Annotated in this window: 15 protein-coding genes; 10 read left to right on the plus strand and 5 right to left on the minus strand. The window is 63.4% G+C overall.

Annotated elements, in window-relative coordinates:
* Positions 1–59 precede the first annotated feature (59 nt).
* Positions 60–836 (plus strand): ABC transporter substrate-binding protein, encoded by a 777-nt coding sequence (locus LRS11_RS11215; RefSeq protein ID WP_260493080.1) that lies wholly within the window; start codon positions 60–62, stop codon positions 834–836.
* Between the two features lie 41 nt (positions 837–877).
* On the opposite strand, the gene LRS11_RS11220 is transcribed toward LRS11_RS11215, so the two are convergent.
* From LRS11_RS11220 to LRS11_RS11240, 5 genes are all read right to left on the minus strand, one after another.
* Complete coding sequence (locus tag LRS11_RS11220) at positions 878–1,318, minus strand: hypothetical protein (RefSeq protein WP_260493081.1); 441 nt, start codon at positions 1,316–1,318, stop codon at positions 878–880.
* Positions 1,319–1,347: 29 nt separating this feature from the next.
* Entirely contained in the window at positions 1,348–1,977 is a 630-nt protein-coding gene (locus LRS11_RS11225; RefSeq protein ID WP_260493082.1) for a transcriptional regulator, read from the minus strand.
* A gap of 115 nt (positions 1,978–2,092) precedes the next feature.
* Positions 2,093–3,229, minus strand: a complete 1,137-nt coding sequence (locus LRS11_RS11230; RefSeq protein ID WP_409519727.1) for an NAD(P)/FAD-dependent oxidoreductase — start codon at positions 3,227–3,229, stop codon at positions 2,093–2,095.
* Positions 3,226–4,179, minus strand: coding sequence for an ornithine cyclodeaminase family protein (locus LRS11_RS11235; protein WP_260493083.1), 954 nt, complete (start codon positions 4,177–4,179; stop codon positions 3,226–3,228). The genes LRS11_RS11230 and LRS11_RS11235 overlap by 4 nt, the downstream gene beginning before the upstream one ends.
* A gap of 210 nt (positions 4,180–4,389) precedes the next feature.
* Positions 4,390–5,586, minus strand: a complete 1,197-nt coding sequence (locus tag LRS11_RS11240) for a CaiB/BaiF CoA-transferase family protein (RefSeq protein ID WP_260493084.1) — start codon at positions 5,584–5,586, stop codon at positions 4,390–4,392.
* 290 nt (positions 5,587–5,876) lie between these two features.
* On the opposite strand from LRS11_RS11240, the gene LRS11_RS11245 reads away from it, so the two are divergent.
* The 9 genes from LRS11_RS11245 to LRS11_RS11285 all read left to right on the plus strand — a co-directional run bounded on the left by LRS11_RS11245 (position 5,877) and on the right by LRS11_RS11285 (position 17,456).
* A complete protein-coding gene (locus tag LRS11_RS11245; RefSeq protein ID WP_260493085.1) occupies positions 5,877–6,497 on the plus strand; it encodes a YjfI family protein in 621 nt (206 codons plus the stop codon).
* A 24-nt stretch (positions 6,498–6,521) separates the two neighbouring features.
* On the plus strand, positions 6,522–7,217 hold the full coding sequence (locus LRS11_RS11250; RefSeq protein WP_260493086.1) for a PspA/IM30 family protein: 696 nt from the start codon (positions 6,522–6,524) through the stop codon (positions 7,215–7,217).
* 65 nt (positions 7,218–7,282) lie between these two features.
* Positions 7,283–7,927, plus strand: a complete 645-nt coding sequence (locus LRS11_RS11255; RefSeq protein WP_260493087.1) for an OB-fold-containig protein — start codon at positions 7,283–7,285, stop codon at positions 7,925–7,927.
* Positions 7,928–7,965: 38 nt separating this feature from the next.
* Positions 7,966–10,011, plus strand: a complete 2,046-nt coding sequence (locus LRS11_RS11260; protein ID WP_260493088.1) for a flotillin family protein — start codon at positions 7,966–7,968, stop codon at positions 10,009–10,011.
* A 166-nt stretch (positions 10,012–10,177) separates the two neighbouring features.
* Positions 10,178–10,549, plus strand: coding sequence for a zf-TFIIB domain-containing protein (locus LRS11_RS11265; RefSeq protein WP_260493089.1), 372 nt, complete (start codon positions 10,178–10,180; stop codon positions 10,547–10,549).
* 68 nt (positions 10,550–10,617) lie between these two features.
* Positions 10,618–10,857 (plus strand): hypothetical protein, encoded by a 240-nt coding sequence (locus LRS11_RS11270; RefSeq protein WP_173204070.1) that lies wholly within the window; start codon positions 10,618–10,620, stop codon positions 10,855–10,857.
* A 93-nt stretch (positions 10,858–10,950) separates the two neighbouring features.
* Positions 10,951–16,203, plus strand: coding sequence for a DNA repair ATPase (locus tag LRS11_RS11275; protein ID WP_260493090.1), 5,253 nt, complete (start codon positions 10,951–10,953; stop codon positions 16,201–16,203).
* Between the two features lie 50 nt (positions 16,204–16,253).
* On the plus strand, positions 16,254–16,766 hold the full coding sequence (locus tag LRS11_RS11280; RefSeq protein ID WP_260496903.1) for a rhomboid family intramembrane serine protease: 513 nt from the start codon (positions 16,254–16,256) through the stop codon (positions 16,764–16,766).
* Entirely contained in the window at positions 16,767–17,456 is a 690-nt protein-coding gene (locus tag LRS11_RS11285) for a phospholipase D-like domain-containing protein (protein WP_260493091.1), read from the plus strand.
* Positions 17,457–17,466 lie beyond the last annotated feature (10 nt).

Genomic DNA, 17,466 nt, shown 5'->3' on the forward strand with positions numbered 1-17,466 from the left:
ACAGCCAACCTGCCCGCCACCTTGCGGCGGGCGCCCACACGTATAGCGGGAGTCGCACCATGAAGAAACTCGTCCTGTTGGGCAGTCTTGCCCTGAGCCTGATGGCATCCAGCCTGTTCGCCGCCGATAAACCCCTGCGCCTGGGTATCGAGGCTGCTTATCCGCCCTTTGCCTTCAAGACCGCCGATGGCCAACTGGATGGCTTCGATGTGGAAATCGGTGGCGCCCTGTGCGCCGAGATGAAGGTCGAATGCCAGTGGGTCGAGCAGGAGTTCGATGGACTGATCCCCTCGCTGAAGGTGAAGAAGGTCGATGCCGTGCTGTCGTCCATGACCATCACCGACGAGCGCCGCAAGTCGGTGGATTTCACCGGCAAGTACTACTACAGCCCGGCACGCCTGGCGATGAAGGCCGGTAGCGAAGTCAGCGCCGACTTCAGCAGCCTGAACGGCAAGCGCATCGCCGTGCAGCGCGCCACCACCACCGACCGTTTCGCCACTGAAGTGCTGGCGCCCAAGGGCGTGGAAGTGGTGCGCTACAGCTCGCAGAACGAGATCTACCTGGACATGGTGTCCGGTCGAGTCGACGGCACCCTGGCCGATGCCATTCCGGTGGATGAAGGCTTCCTCAAGACCGAGCAGGGCAAGGGTTTTGCCTTCGTCGGGCCGGCGTTCACCGATCCGGCCTACTTCGGCGAGGGCGCCGGCATCGCCGTGCGCAAGGGCGACCAGGCCCTGCTCGACAAGTTGAATGCGGCGATCCTGGCGATCCGCGCCAGCGGCGAGTACCAGAAGATCCAGAGCAAGTACTTCAGTTTCGATATCTACGGCGACTGATGCACCTGCCGTAGCAAAAAGCCGCGCCTAGCGCGGCTTTTTCATGCCCGGCGCAAACGTTGGTGCAGCCAATCGGGCAGCCACCACAGCAACAGGCCGGGGAACAGGGCCAGGGCCAGCAGGTGCAGGTGGGCGAGATACAGCTCGAAGAACACTTCCGCCGACGTCCAGGTATTGCCGAAGGCCGTGGCGAAGGCCTGGACAGCGCTGTAGGCGGTCAACATTGCAAGCAGGAGCAGAGCCACGGCATGCAGGAGGTGCTGGCGCAGCAGGCTGGCCAGTACGGTGTAGAGCAGGATGCCCGGCAGTGAGAGGCCGAGGATGTCCAGGGCCGGGTGGTAGGAGTCGATCAGGTACGGCCACTCCAGAACCAGACGTTGCTGTTGCAGCTCGCCGGTCACGGCGCAGAGGAACAGGCCGGCCGTCAGTGGGATGGTCAGGCCCTGCACGAAGATGCAGGTGTAGCGGATCAGGCGTTGCATGTTGGCATTCCTTGCCGGTGGGTCGTGGTTTAGGCCTCGCCCTTGATTTCCTTGAGGTGCTTGTAGACCGTGGCGCGGCCCATGTTCAGCACATTGGCCACATAGTTGGCGGCGCTCTTGCCCTTGAACGCGCCTTCGGCGTGCAGCGCCTCGACCAGTTCGCGCTTGTGTTCGCGGGTCAGCAGGTTGAGACCGAGTTGGCGCTGCTGCAGCCAGGCGTGCAGGAAGGTGTTGATGCGCTCCTGCCAGTCGTCGCGGAACAGTGCGTCCGGTTGCGGGATCAGCCTGCTGGCGGAGAGGAACAGATCCAGCGCCTGCTTGGCGCGCTCGAACATCGAGATATTCAGGTTCAGGCACAGCACGGCGATCGGCGTGCCCTTGGCATCGCGCAGCACGGTGCTGAGCGAACGGATCTTCTGGCCGTCCCAGTTGAGCTTCTCGTAGGGGCCGATATTGCGCTCGTCCACCTCGCCGCTGAGCATGTCTTCCAGCGCTGCATCGTCGCCGACTGCGCGCTTGGATAGGTTGTTGGCGATATGGTCGATCTTCTGCGTGCGCAGGTCGTGCAGCACCACCTCGGCATGGGGGTAGAACAGGGTGGCGATGGCGTCGGCGATGGCGCGGAAGTTGTCGAGGTCGGCGGCGGGGCGGGGCGTCATGCGGTGGGCTCCTGGATCGGCTCGGCGAGTGTGCCGCAAAGCGCCGGGTGCGTCATCAGCCACCCCGCGCTGTAGTGTCACCGTAGCCCGGATGCAATCCGGGCGGGCGCGAGGCTTATTGATGCAGGCGGGCGGGGCTGAGCATGGCAGCTGTCAGGCCGAAGGCGGCCAAGCGCTCCGGCAATGGTTGCTGGCGGATCAGTGCGGCGCAGGCCTCGCCCATCGCTGCACTGGTCTGGATGCCATAGCCGCCCTGGGCAGCGACCCAGAAGAAACCCTGCACCTGCGTGTCGTAGCCGCCGACCAGATCGCCGTCGGCGACGAACGAGCGCAGCCCGGCCCAGCTGTGCTGCGGGCGGCGGATGCTCAGGCTGGTGTGTTCCTCGATCTGGTAAATGCCGAGGGCGATGTCCAGCTCTTCCGGCTGCACGTCATGGGGCTCGACCGGGTCGGCATTGGCTGGCGAACCGAGCAACTGGCCGGCATCCGGCTTGAAGTAGAAGGCTTCGTGCAGGTCCACCAGGCAGGGCCAGGCATGGCTGTCGACGCCTTCCGGCGGCAGGAAGGTGAAGGCCGCGCGGCGCTTGGGGACCAGGCCGATGGGGGCGACCCCGGCCAGCTTGGCGATCTCGTCGCACCAGCCGCCGGCGGCGTTGATCAGCACGCGCGCGCTGTACAGCTGCTGGCCGCAGCGCACCTGCCAGCCGTCGACGGTCTTGCCGATGCTGGTGACTTCGCTGGTGCAGTGTATTTCCCCGCCCTGTTGGCGAATGCCGCGCAGGAAGCCCTGGTGCAGGGCATCGGTGTCGATATCGGCGGCGCTGGGGTCGAGCATGGCGCCATGCACCTTGTCGCGGCGCAGCACCGGCACGATGGCGCAGGCCTGGTCGGCATCCAGCAGGCGCATCTCCGCCACGCTGGCCTTGCCGCTTTCATATTGGCGCTGTAGTTCGTCCGGGTCGCCGCTGAAGTCCACCACCATTTCGCCACGTGGGCTGAGGATCGGATGCTCGCTGAAACCGGCTGGCGGCGCGTCGAAGAAGGCGCGGCTGGCGGCGGTCAGGGCGCGCACCTGGGGTGTGCCGTAGGCCAGGGTATAGAGCGCCGCGGAGCGACCGGTGGAGTGGTAGCCGGGCTGGCTCTCGCGCTCCAGCAGGACGGTCTTGCTGTGCGTGGCGAGGAAGTAGCCGGTGGAGGCGCCGGCGATACCGGCGCCGATGATCAGGAATTCAGTGTCGATCACCGCGCTCATTGGCCCTGCTCCCGCAGCTGGTACAGGGCGTTGGCCAGGGCCATGTCTTCCAGGCCCAGGCCGATCGAGCGGAAGAACACCGGGCGCTGGTAGTCCGGCTTGGGCGCCTGGCCGCTGAGCAGTTCGGGCAGGTCGCCGCGGATGCTGCTGCGGTTCCAGCCGGTTTCTGCCGCCAGCAGCATCTCGCCGGCCGAGCCGGGGGTGGTGGCGCGGTAGTCGCAGTACACGTCCATGCCGGCCAGGCTGGCAGGCGGTACTTCATGGGCGCGCGGCGCGTTGGTGCTGATCGAGGTGATCAGCGCGGCGCGGCCCAGGGCCAGCGGGTCGAGCAGTGCCTTGGCCGAGGAGGTGCAGAGCAGAATCACTTCGACGTCGGTCACCGCATCTGCCTGGCTGTCGCACAGCTGCAAGCGGCTATCCAGAGCCTGCAGCTCGGCGCGCTCGGCGGCGCTGCGGCTGGCCAGGCTCGGCGAGTACAGGCGGATGCTCTGCCACTCGCGCAGGCCTTTCACATGATGCAGGTGGGCGCGGGCTACTGCGCCGCTGCCGATGATCGCCAGGTGACGAGCGCCGGCCGGTGCCAGCTCTTCGACCGCCAGGGCGGTGGTGGCGGCGGTGCGCGCGGTGGTCAGGCTGTGGGCGTCGCACAGCAGCAGCGGCTGGCCGGTCTGCATCGACATCAGCAGGGTCCAGGCGGTGACCACGGCGCCTTGTGGGCCGGGAATGTAGGGCGAGGTTTTGACCCCGTACACGCCTTCTTCGGCCAGCACGCCCAGATAATTGATGAAGTCGCCGCCCGTGGGGAACTCCACCAGCTGCTGCGCCGGCTGCACGGCCTGGCCGGCGGCCAGGCTGCGGAACATGCTGCGCAGGGCCGCAGGCACGTCGATGCGGGCGAGCAGACGTTCGGCTTCGGCCTGGTGGATCACATAAGGAGTCGGGCTGGACATGGGGAAGGCGCTCCGCTGGACTGGAAATAAACTTATTTGTCCATATTGGACTTTTAAGTATTTTCCGGCAAGGCCGTTGGTCCGTGCATGGCGCCTGATTGAATGCTTGCGTCGCAGAGCTGTCTGCACGCATAGGAATCAGGGTAGCCCGGACTTCAGTCCGGGGGACAAGGCGTTGGGGAAACCCGGACTGAAGTCCGGGCTACTGGGTCAGATGGTGCCGGCGGCCTTCAAGGCCGCAATCTGTTCGGCGCTGTAGCCCAATCCGTCGAGTACCTGTGCGTTGTGTTCGCCCAGCGCCGGCCCGGTCCATTCCACGCCGCCTGGTGTGTCGCTCAGCTTGGGCACGATGCCGGGCATCTTGAACGGCTTGCCGTCCGGCAGCTTGGCCGAGAGGAGCATCTCGCGGGCGAGGAATTGCGGATCCTTGAACATGTCCTCGGCCGAGTAGATACGGCTGGCCGGCACCTCGGCGCGCACCAGGGTGGCTTCCACCTCGCTCAGTGGCAGGCCGGCGGTCCAGCGGTCGATCACTCCGTACAGTTCATCACGGCGGGCGTCGCGGCCAGCGTTGTCGGCCAGGTCCGGCGCAGCGGCCAAATCATCGCGACCAATGGCGCGCATGAAACGCTGGAAGATCGCATCGCCATTGGCGCCGATCTGGATGTGCTTGCCGTCCGCGCAGGTGTGGATCGAGGAGGGCGTTATGCCGGGCATGATGTTGCCGGTGCGTTCGCGGATAAAGCCGAACACGTCGAACTCCGGGACCATGCTCTCCATCATGGCGAAGATCGCCTCGTACAGTGCCACGTCGACCACCTGACCCTGGCCACCGTTGACCTCGCGATGACGCAGCGCCATCAGCGCGCCGATTACTCCCCACAGCGCAGCAATCGAGTCACCGATGCTGATGCCGGTGCGCACCGGCGGGCGATCCTCGAAACCGGTGATGTAGCGCAAGCCGCCCATGGACTCGCCCACCGCGCCGAAGCCCGGCTGTTCGTGCATCGGCCCGGTCTGGCCGAAGCCGGACAGGCGCACCATCACCAATTTCGGGTTGAGTGCATGCAGTACGTCCCAGCCCAGGCCGAGCTTCTCCAGCACGCCCGGGCGGAAGTTCTCGATCAGGATGTCGGCCTCGCTCAGCAGCTTCTTCAGCACCTCACGGCCGGCCTCGTGCTTGAGGTTGAGGGTGATCGACTGCTTGTTGCGCGCCTGCACGAACCACCACAGCGAGGTGCCCTCGTACAGCTTGCGCCACTTGCGCAGCGGGTCGCCGCCGTCCGGCGACTCGACCTTGACCACCTCGGCGCCGAACTCGGCGCAGATACGCGAGGCGAACGGCCCGGCGATCAGGGTGCCGAGTTCGACCACTTTCAGGCCGGCGAGGGGTTTGCTGGGGATCATGACGGCTCCGGGGCAGAGGGGGAGCGCATAAGCCTATGCGATTGTGCTGGTCCTTGGGAAAATCCACTTCGCTGGGGCCGTGTTTTTGCGGTTAAATCGCACCCTGCGAAAGGATGCGCACTTTCTATCTGGCCGGGATGGCTCTCCCTCCTGTTGTTCATCCTCCTTCTCAACGCATTTCGCGGCGGCACTGGTCGTCGCGGGGTATGCATTCGTCTGTCAAACGGTTGTTTTAAAAACATTACATGTGAGCTGTTGATTCGTTACATGTGATTAATTAATCTGCATCCATGGAAAGCAAATCATCAGCCCATTACCAGCGTCTTTTTCGTCAGCGCCTGCGCGAGCAGGGCTTGGTGAAGAAGGAAGTCTGGATATTGCCCGAGCACGCCCATGTGCTTGCGGCGCTTGAGCGGAAACTGCGCCAGCCTCAGTCGGGGCTGGCCTCTATGGAGAAGGAGGGGGATATGAGCATGTCTCAGGTCTGGACTGCGCAAGCCTTGTTTGATGCGCTGTCGGCAACGGAGCTGTTCACTGATGGGCGTGCGGCGGTCGAGCTGATCGACGGAGCCGACGCCAGCTTGCATGTAACCATGCGCGAATACGGCGACCTGCCGTTGTTCATCGCCGTGTTCGGCGAGCAGATCATCGTCGAGGCGCTGCTCTGGCCGCTGGCCGATGTGCGCGATGCGGCTGCTTTCAATGAAGAAGTGCTGCGCAGCCACAAGCTGTTTCCGCTGTCGTGCATTGGTTTGGAAACGCTGCCGGACGGGCAGGCTTGCTACACCATGTTTGGTGCGTTGAGCGCTAGTTCGATCCTGGCCAACGTGGTGCAGGAAATCGAGTTGCTGGCGGATAACGTGATCAAGGCCACCGAAGCCTATGAGGGCTTCCTCAAGGCCAGTGCCTAAAGCCACTGTGAAGGAGAGATGCTGATGAACGTCTGGAGCAAATTGCTGACGGCGCTGCGCGGCGGTGCCAACGAAGTGGGTGAGGCAGTGGTCGATGGTCAGGCCCTGCGTATTCTCGATCAGGAAATCCGCGATGCCGACCTGGAGCTGCGCAAGTCCAAGGAGGCCCTGGCAGAGATCATGGCCAAGCAGAAGCTGGCTGCCGATCGTGCCGAGAAAAGCGCAACCAAGGTCGCCGAGTACGAGCAGTACGCGCTGAAAGCCCTGGAAGCCGGCAACGAGGCTTTGGCCAAGGAAGTGGCTGGCAAGATCGCCAACCTCGAGGTCGAACTGGCCGGCGAGCGCGAGCAGGCCGATGGTTATGCGGCCAGTGTGGCGCAGTTGCGCAAGGCGGTTAGCCAGGCCGAGGCCAATATCAAGCGTCTGAAGCAACAGGTGGATACGGTCAAGGCCACCGAGAGCGTACAGAAGGCGCAGATGGCCGTGGCTCAGCGCTACGGTGGTTCGCAGGCCAAGTTGCATACCGCGGTCGAATCGCTGGAGCGGATCAAGCTGAAGCAGGCCGAGCGCGCGGCGGTGATGGAGGCAACGGCCGAACTGGCTGAGGCCGTCAGCCTGGACGACTCGCTGGAAGCCAAGCTACGTGCTGCGGGTATCGTCGCCGACAGCGGCAGCGCCGACAGCGTGCTGGCGCGTCTGAAGGACAAGGCCAAGTCCTGATTCGCGGGTAATCGCATGTCGGCAGTGCAAGCTGCCGACTTGTCGACAACAGGGATAGGAAAAACATGGAAATCTTCCTGCAGTGCGCCTTGTCGTTCCCCACCGCGCTGTTCAGCTTTCTGCTGTGCGTGGCAATCCTCTACTGGTGCGTCGCTGCGCTGGGCATTCTCGAAGTCGATCTGCTCGATATCGAGGCTGACTCCGCGCTGGACAACCATGCGCTGCAGCCGGAGGGCTTCGCCGGGCTGCTGCTGAAGCTGGGCTTGAACGGCGTGCCGGTGACGCTGGTGCTGACCCTGCTGTTCTTCTTCGCCTGGAGCGTCAGCTACTTCGTCGAACTGCTGCTCCTGCGTTATCTGCCGCTGGGCTTGTTGCGTTATCCACTGGGCCTGGTTGTGGCATTCGCTGCACTGCTGCTGGCGGTGCCGGTCAGTGCTGCGCTGTGCCGGCCGCTACGCCCGCTGTTTCGCAAGCTGGAAGCCACCAGCAGCAACTCGGTGCTCGGCCAGACGGCCGTGGTGCGCAGTGGCCGGATCACCCTGACTCATGGTGAGGCGGTGCTGGAAAACGGTGGTGCGGGCCTGATCCTGCGCGTGCGTGCCGATGAGGCGCGAGGTTTCAAACGCGGCGACCGCGTCGTGTTGCTGGAGTACCTGGAGGCCGAACATGCCTACCGGGTCATAACCGAGGACGAGTTCAAGGGCGTCTGAACCCGGACTCAACCCTGAATCAAAGGAGATTGATTGCAATGAGCCTCGAGCTGCTGATGCCCTTCCTGACCGGTGTGGGTCTGTTCTTTCTACTGATCTTCGGCTTTTTCGTCCTGTTCAAGGCCTTCTACATCAAGGTCCCGCAGGGAACGGCGCTGATCGTCAACGACATGTCGTCGACGCCCAAGGTGCATTTCACCGGCGCCCTGGTCTATCCGGTGATCTACCTCAAGGAGTTCATGCGCATCTCGCTGATCACCCTGGAAGTGGATCGGCGCGGCAAGGACGGCCTGATCTGCAAGGACAACATGCGTGCCGATATCACTGTGGCCTTCTACCTGCGCGTCAACGAGACCCAGGAAGACGTGCTCAAGGTGGCCAAGGCCATCGGTGTGGATCGTGCCTCTGACCGTGGTGCGGTCAATGAGCTGTTCAACGCCAAGTTCTCCGAGGCGCTGAAAACCGTCGGCAAGCAGTTCGACTTCGTCCAGCTATTCGAGAACCGCCAGGAGTTCCGCGACCGCATCGTCGAGACGATCGGTAACGACCTCAACGGCTATGTGCTGGAAGACGTGGCCATCGACTACCTGGAGCAGACCGCCAAGAGCTCCCTGGATCCGAGCAACATCCTCGACGCGGCCGGTATCCGCAAGATCACCGAGCTGACCGCTGCGCAGAACGTCATCACCAATGATCTGGAACGCAACGAAGAGCTGGCGATCAAGAAGAAGAACGTGGAAACCCGCGAGGCGACCCTGGCTCTCGAGCGTCAGCAAGCCGATGCCGAGGCGCGGCAGAAGCGTGAGATCGAAACCATCCGCGCCCGCGAAGAAGCCGAGACCCTCAAGGTCAAGGAAGAAGAGCGCTTGAAGGCCGAGCAGGCACGCATCACTACCCAGCAGGAGCTGGATATCCGCGCCGAGAACCATCAGCGTGAGGTCGAAGTGGCGCAGCAGAACCGCCAGCGTGCGGTGGTTATCGAGGTGGAAAAAGTCACCCGCGCCAAGGACCTGGAAATCGTCTCCCGTGAGCGCGAAGTCGAGCTGCAGCGCATCGAGAAAGAAAAAGCCTTGGAAGTCGAACGCAAGAACATTGCCGGGGTGATCCGCGAGCGTGTGGCGGTCGAGAAAACCGTGGCCCAGGAAGAAGAACGCATCAAGGAAGTGCGTGAGGTTTCCGAGGCCGATCGGGCCAAGCAGGTCATGGTGCTCAACGCCCAGGCCGAAGCCGAGCAGGAGCTGGTGCGCCAGGTCAAACAGGCCGAAGCCGACGAGACCCGCTCCCAGCACAAGGCCGTGGAAATCAACAACCTGGCTCAGGCCGAGTTGGAAGCCGCGGCCAAGCAGGCCGAAGCCAAGAAGAAAATGGCCGAAGGTATCGAAGCCGAGCGCGCTGCGCCGGGTCTGGCCGATGCGCGAGTGCGCGAAGTCACCGCCGCCGCCAAGGAGAAGGAAGGCCTGGCCGAAGCCCGTGTGCATGCCGAACAACTGATTGCTGCGGCCAAGGGCGACCAGGAGAAGGGCATGGCCGAGGCGCGGGTGACCGAAGCCAAGGCTGCCGCCAAGGAAAAAGACGGCCTGGCCGACGCCAAGGTGCTGGAAGAGAAGCTCGGCGCCCAGGCGCGCGGCGAAGAACAGCTCGGCGCGGCCAAGGCCAAAGCCACCCAGGATCTGGGGATGGCCGAAGCCCATGTGTTGCTGGAGCGTCTGAATGCCGAGGCCGAAGGCCTGGGCAAGAAGTTCGGTGCTCTCGATGCGCTCAGCGACAACGCGCGTCAGCACGAGGAGTTCCGCATGCAGCTGGAAGCGAACTTCGACGAGGCCATGGCCGCTATCGCCGCCAACAAGGAAATCGCCAAGGATCAGGCCGAGGTGCTGTCCACCGCGCTGGCCAAGGCGAAGATCGAGATCGTCGGCGGCGAAGGCGACTTCTTCAATTCCTTCGCCAAGTCGCTGTCGGTGGGCAAAGCCATCGAAGGCGTAGTCGGCAAGAGCCCGGTGGTGCAGGACGTGTTGGCCCGTCTGCTGAACGGCCGCGTTGGCGAAAGCAAAACGCCGGCGGCGGTAGACAGCGCCAGTACCTGACGTAACTCGCACCCAGCGTGCTGCATGCTGCTGGGTGCTTTAGGGATGCTTCGTAGAAACTAAAGTGCGCCGGTTAGGCTCGGAGACTCCTAGGGGTCGTCAACCAGCAAGCTGCCGCTGCGTTTTCAAGTGACGCTATGTCCACCTCGATAAATAAGGAAATTACATGCACTGTCCGAAATGCCAGGCCGCTATGGAAAAAGTACCGACGCAGGATGGCGTGATCGATCGCTGCACCGCCTGCAAAGGGCTGTGGTTCAACATGCTCGAACACGAAGACCTCAAGCCCTACGCCAAGCAGTTAGATGTAGGCAGCGCCGAGTCGGGCCGCATGCACAACACCAACGATCGTATCGATTGCCCGGCATGTGCCAATAGCCCGATGACGCGCATGGTCGACCCTGGTCAGCCGCATATCTGGTTCGAGCGCTGCCCAACCTGCTTTGGCAGTTTCTTTGACGCCGGCGAGTTTCGCGATTTGGCATCGACCACCTTGAGCGACTTCTTCAAGCGCTTCTCGTCAACGGCGCGCCACTAGCGGTCGCTTTTTGTCGACGCGGGCGCAAGCCAGCGTTGCAGACTTGTACTCCTCCATTAGGAAGCCTTATGTCAGAACCACGGGATTATCTGGAAATGTCGTTTCGCTCGATTCAGTGCTTCGCCAATGACGGCCGCCTGGATGTGCAGGAACTGGGTGCGTTGCTGGGTGTTGCCGAGCGCGACGGGGTGATTGATGACAATGAAGTTCGCGTGCTGAAGAAGATCATCGCGCAGATCAAGCCCGAAGAACTCGATCAGGCGATGCGCGAAAAACTTGCCGAAATTGCCCAGAAGATTGGTGCCTAAACCAAGGGTAGCTTCGCCTTTGGGGCCAGCTGAAGCCGGCCCCTAGCCTCGTCCCACCTTGCTAGCAGACAGCGCAGATTCAGGAAGACCACGATGTCGGATGCTCCAGCCGTAGCCCAACCACAGGATGTATTGGACAAGGCCGTCGCCGAAGGCGGTGCCTACGAGGTGCTGCACAAGCGCTTGCAGGAGCAAGGCCTGCGCCTGCGCCAGAGCACCGAGGCGCTGAACGCTCAGCGCTTGCAGGAGTTCGGCAGCAGCCAGATGGAGGTGGTCGGGCGGGTACGCATCCGCACCGAGAACAACTGCACGGCACGCGATATCGTTCAGGTCGGCGAGAATCTGCTGTTCGGCTACAACGTGTTCCTCGGCCTGAAAAAGGAAACCCGCGTCGAAGACGTGTTTTCCCTGTATCGCTTGAGCGAGCAGGACGAAGGCTATGAAGCCGAGAGCGTGGCGCTGGCCGACAGCTTTCTCGGCCAGAGCAGCTTCGTTAACGACTTCAACGAGCTTTACACCTATTACAAGAACACCCGCCTGCTGCAACTGCTGGTGCGTGACGGCAAGCTGCTGGCCAGCTTCCAGATCGGCGAGCGGATCAGCGATATCCGGGTGTTCCGCTGGTCGATCTCCGTCGACGGCAAAGAAGTTCGCTATATCGACAACCGCGGCGAGCGCGACATAGCGCTGCCGGCGCCGTTCGATTTCGAATGGCAAAAGACTTCTCGCGAGATGGTGGTCAACGGTCGCCATCCGCATATGAATATCCTCGACACCATCTTCGTCGAGACCATCGGCGGCGATCTCACGGTCAAGGTCGAGAACAACACCGAAGACGGCCTGGGTATCTACCGCGAAGAAGTGCTGGATAAGACCCAGTCCCTGGACGACGCGCAGATCGAGTACGCCAAACTCGGCAGCCTGATCCTGCTGAAAGTCCTGCCGTACCGCGAAGAGCAGTGGCGCTACCTGGTGTTCAACAGCCTGACGCGCAAGGTCGAACGCATCGACGCCATCGGCCTGGCCTGTGTGCAACTGCCGGAAGACCACGGCATCATCTTCCCCGGTGGCTACTACCTGCAGAACGGCGAGTCCAAGGCTTTCGAGCAGCCTATGGCCGGCATGCGCTTCAAGCGCGCGGTGCGTTCGCCCAATGGCGAGGACGTGCAGTACATCTTCTACCACCCGGAAGAAGGTCGTTCGGCGCTGTTCACCTACAACATGATCAATCGCCAGCTGCACAACCCGATCTTCGGCCACGGCTACGCGCGCCTGGAAGACGGGCGCATGGTGATCTTCGCCGCCGAAGGCTCGGAGCCAACCCGTATCCACCCGATGCAGATCTGGCAAACGCCGTTCTGCAGCGACGACTTCGCCGCCCGCCAACCGGTGCGCAGTGGCTTCTTCGGGCGCATCGGCAATGCCGAGCTGGTACGCGGCGTCTCCGACCTGCTGGGCCTCAGTCGCGAGATCGAAACCCCGGAAGTCTCGGTGCAGCGCTACACCCAGCTGTGCCAGAACACCCGCCGGCTGTTCGACATCTACCACTGGCTGGGCGATGCCCAGTGCCAGGGCATGGCGCCACTGCTGCGCGAAATCGCTGCCACCGGCGAGCTGGTGCTCGACGAGTTCGAGAAGGTCGAAAGCATTCGCCAGCAATCGGCGCGCGCCATGGCCGAGGCCGAAACCCGGCAGCAGGCGCTGCTTTCCGGCCTGCTGATCGATAGCTGGGACGAGGTGCAGCACTTCGTCGACGCACTCAACGGCATCAACGCTCAGCGCGGCCAACTGCTGACCATCCGCGATTACCGCTATATCGACGTGGCGCGCATCGACGCCATGGAAACCGAGCTGCTGACTGCCCAGGAGCAAGTCGCGGCTGCCACCTCGGGGTTTTTGGCCAGCAAGGCGGCGCTGGAACCCTATGTGCTGCAGCTGGCCCAGCTCGACGCCCAGGCGCAGAAGGCCGAGAGCGTCAGCCAACTCAACGAACCACTGGTGGCGCTGCAGGCCATGGCCGGCAACCTGGATATGTTGTCCAGCCTGATGGCCTCGCTACCGATCGACGATGCCACTCAGCGCACCGCGATCGTCGAGTCGATTTCCGAGGTCTACGCGCGCCTCAACCAGGCCAAGGCCCGCGCCGAACAGCGGCGCAAGGGCCTGGGTTCGGCAGAAACCGTGGCGCAGTTCGGCGCCCAGTTCAAACTGTTCAGCCAGGGCATCACCAACGCCCTGGCCATGGCCCAGGACCCGGAGCGCTGCGACGAACAGCTGTCGCGCCTGCTGGTGCAGCTGGAAGAGCTGGAGAGCCAGTTCGGCGATCAGGAACAGTTCCTCGGCGACATCCTGGCCAAGCGCGAGGAGCTGCTGGAAACCTTCGAGGCGCACAAACAGGCGCTGCTCGATGAGCGGCAGCGCAAGGCCCAGGGCCTGCTCGACGCCGCCCGGCGGATTCTGGAAAGCCTCGGTCGGCGCACCGCGCGCCTGACCCAACCGGATGAGCTGAACGCCTTCTTCGCTGCCGATCCGTTGATTCTCAAGCTGCGCGAACTGGCCGAGCGCCTGCGTGAGCTGAAGGACAGCGTCAAGGCCGAGGACGTCGAGTCGCGCCTCAAGGCTGCTCGCGATCAGGCGGTGCGCAGCCTGCGCGACAAGAGTGAGCTGTTCGAGGAGGGCGGCAACGTCATCAAGCTCGGCCCGCGCCACCGCTTCAGCGTCAACACCCAGGAGCTGGACCTGACCCTGATGCCGCGTGGCGATCAGCTCTACCTGCACCTGACCGGCACCGAATTCCTCGAGCCGCTGCAGAACACTGAGCTGGAGGCGCTGCGCGATTACTGGCAGGTAGCCCTGGAGTCCGAGTCCGCCACGCTGTACCGCGCCGAATACCTGGCCGGCGAAGTGCTGGCGGCGGCCGATGCCGGGCGCGATGGGCCCAGCCTGGAGCTGCTCAAACAGCAGCTGGCCCAGCCGGAGGCGCTGATCAAGAGCATTCGTGACTTCGCCGCACCGCGCTACAAGGAAGGCTACGAGAAGGGCATCCACGACCACGATGCGGCGTTGATCCTTACCCAATTGTTGCCGCTGCGCGACAGCGCCGGGCTGCTCAGCTACGGCGCTTTGCCCCGTGGTTTCGCCAGCTTTTTCTGGGGCCAGGCGCAGCGTCGCGACGAGGCCAAACAATGGCCGCAGCGCGCGCGCAGCGCCCGACATATCCAGCAGTTGTTCGGCCTACGCGACAGCCTGCTGCAGCTGCAGGCGGAAATCGTCGAGGCCATGGCCGGTTATATCGCCGAGCAGGACATGAGCCTGACCCAGGCGACGCTGGCCGAGGCGGCGGAATACCTGGTGCAGGAACTGGCCGACGAGCGGATCGAATTCGTCTTCAGCAAATACGCCCGCGAACTGCTGGCCGGTCTGCAAGCGCGTCTGCAGACGGCGCATATGTGGGATGTTTATCAGCAGACTCTGACGCAACTGCAGGAGCGCCCGGCAGCGCAATGGGCGCTGGTGGAAAACTGGTTGCGCGGCCTCTGCGCTGCAGACGAATTCGTCGCGCTCAGTGCCTATGTGCCCGAGGCCGTGGCCCTGACGCTGCTTGCTGAGGATCTGCCCAAACGCATCACCGAGGTGGACCTGCGTTTTACCGCCAAGGACTTGATGGGCGAGCATCCACGCATCAGCGAACGGCAGCTGGTGCTTGCAGTGGACGATTTCTTCGCCCGCCTGCGCGTGCATCGCGAGCAGTTCCTGCCCGGGTTGCAGCGCTATCAGGCATTGCGCCAGGAAGTGGTGGCGCGCGAGCGCGAGGCGCTGCGCCTCAATGAGTTCAAGCCCAAGCCACTTAGCTCCTTTGTGCGCAATAAGCTGATCAACGACGTGTATCTGGGCGTGATCGGCGACAACCTGGCCAAGCAGATGGGCACCGCCGGGGAGAACCGCCGCTCGGATCTCTCGGGCCTGCTGATGCTGATCTCGCCGCCGGGTTACGGCAAGACCACCTTGATGGAGTACGTCGCCCACCGCCTCGGTCTGATCTTTATGAAGATCAACGGCCCGGCCCTGGGCCACGAAGTGCGTTCCCTGGACCCGGCCCAGGCGCCGGACGCCACTTCCCGTCAGGAGCTGGAAAAGCTCAACCTGGCGCTGGAGATGGGCAACAACGTGATGCTCTATCTCGACGATATCCAGCACACCCACCCGGAATTCCTGCAGAAATTCATCTCGCTCTGTGATGGCACGCGACGTATCGAGGGCGTGTGGACGGGCCGCACCCGTACCTACGATATGCGTGGGCGCAAGTTCTGCGTGATCATGTCGGGCAACCCCTATACCGAGTCCGGCGACGTATTCAAGATCCCGGATATGCTGGCCAACCGCGCCGACATCTACAACCTCGGCGACACCCTGGGCGGCATGCAGGAAGCCTTCGCACTGTCCTATATCGAGAACGGCTTGACCTCCAACCCGGTGCTGGCGCCGCTGGCCACCCGCGATATGGCCGATGTCTATCGTTTCGTCGCCAAGGCCGAGGGCAAACCGTTCTCCAGTAACGAACTGAGCCACAGCTACAGCGCCGCCGAGATCAACGAAATCGTCACCACCCTGCAGCGCCTGATGCAGGTGCGCGACGTGGTCGGCCGGGTCAACCAGCAGTACATCGCTAGCGCCGCCCAGGCCGATCAGTACCGCACCGAACCGCCGTTCAAGTTGCAGGGCAGTTACCGCAACATGAACAAGATGACGGAGAAGATCAGCTCGGTGATGAACGATAGCGAGGTGCTGCAGCTGATCGCCGATCACTACCAGGGTGAATCGCAACTGCTCACCACCGGCGCCGAGGAAAACCTGCTCAAGCTCGCCGAGCTGCGCGGCAATATGACGCCGGAACAGGTCGAACGCTGGGCGCAGATCAAGCGCGACTTTATGCGCAACAAGGCTATGGGCGGCAGCGATACGGATGTCGGCGGCCGGGTGGTGGCGCAGCTCAATGATCTGGTCGAGGGCGTGCGCGGCCTGGCCAAGCTGGCTCCGGGCGAGCAAGCCGCTGCGCCGACTATTCCTTGGGCAGAACTGCTCGCCGGGTTGGATAACCTGGGCAAGCTGCGCCCGCAGGTGGAGGTGATCACGCCGCCGCAACCGGCGGTGCAGAAGGTGCTGGAAAGCCTTGCCGACAGCCTGCAAAACAGCTTTCTGCCGTTGATCCACGCCATGGACAAGAAGATCGATATTGACCTGCGCACCCACAACCGCATGCAGGAAATCTCCACCCAACTGCGTGATCTCGGCGAGCAACTGGGCCACGAACAGCGCCTGGGCGACGTCGACGGCGAGCCAACGTGACAGCCTGGCTGATCCCGCGGGTGCAGTTGCTGTTCGGCATAGCCGCGCTGATGGTGCTGCTGCAATTGGGCAACAGCGTCAGCGACTACAGCCTGAACAGTTGGGGGGTGATACCGCGCCGGATCGAGTCCCTGCCGGGCATTCTGTTCGCGCCCTGGCTGCATGGCGGCTGGTTGCACCTGCTGGGTAATCTCAGCGGGCTGCTGGTGCTGGGCGCCCTGACGTTGGTCGAGTCGCGCCGCGACTTTGTCAAAGCCAGCGTATTTATCCTGCTCGGCAGCGGCTTGCTGGTGTGGCTATTGGGCCGTGAGGGGATTCACGTCGGCGCCAGCGGTTGGCTGTTCGGGCTCTGGTCGTTGCTGCTGGCGCGGGCCTGGTTCCGTCGCAGCTGGCTGGACTTGCTGCTGGCGGTCCTGGTGCTGTTCCTGCACGGTGGCTGGGTCTTCGGTCTGTTGCCGCAGCACGGCGTTTCCTTCGAATACCACCTGGCCGGCACGCTCTGCGGTGGCCTTTATGCGGCCTGGCGCTATTCGCCGCGTCAGCGCAGGCAACAAGGAGGCTAAGTGGATTTCAATCGTCTCGATCAGCAGTTGCGCGACAGCCTGGCCGATCTACGTTTGAGCAATGAGGAGCGCGACGAACTGCGCCAGCTGGGCAACGACCTGGGTCCGGACCAGGTGCGCTACCTGCGTAACCGCGCCTTCGACCTGGTGCGCGACCTGACCCTGAGCGACGCGGCCAATGCCCTGCCGGCGCTGAAGTGGCTGGAGCAGGTGATCAAGACCCTCGACGCTGCCAGCGCGCCGCCGCGTGCGGCGGTGGCCAGCGCTCACTTCAGTCCTGGCGAGGACTGCCTGCGCAAGATCCGCGAGCTGTGCCGCCAGGCCCGCGAGACGGTGGATATCTGCGTCTACACCATCTCCGACGACCGCCTCAGCGAGGAAATCGTCGCCTGCCACCGCCGTGGCGTGGCGGTGCGGGTGATCAGCGACAACGAAAAGCAGTTCGACGAGGGCAGCGACATCCAGCATCTGCTCGCCCAGGGCGTGCCGCTGCGCATCGACGACAGCCCCTTCCACATGCACCACAAGTTCGCCTTGTTCGACCGCCGTCTGTTGCTCAACGGCAGCTTCAACTGGACCCGCAGCGCCAGCACCAGCAACGAGGAAAACCTGCTGGTGATCGACCATGCGCAGCTGGTGACCCGCTACGCGCGCGAGTTCGACGTGCTCTGGGCGCGCTTCGCCCGCTGAGTCGGGCCTG

This window comes from Pseudomonas sp. J452 (assembly GCF_024666525.1).
Lineage (GTDB): Bacteria > Pseudomonadota > Gammaproteobacteria > Pseudomonadales > Pseudomonadaceae > Aquipseudomonas.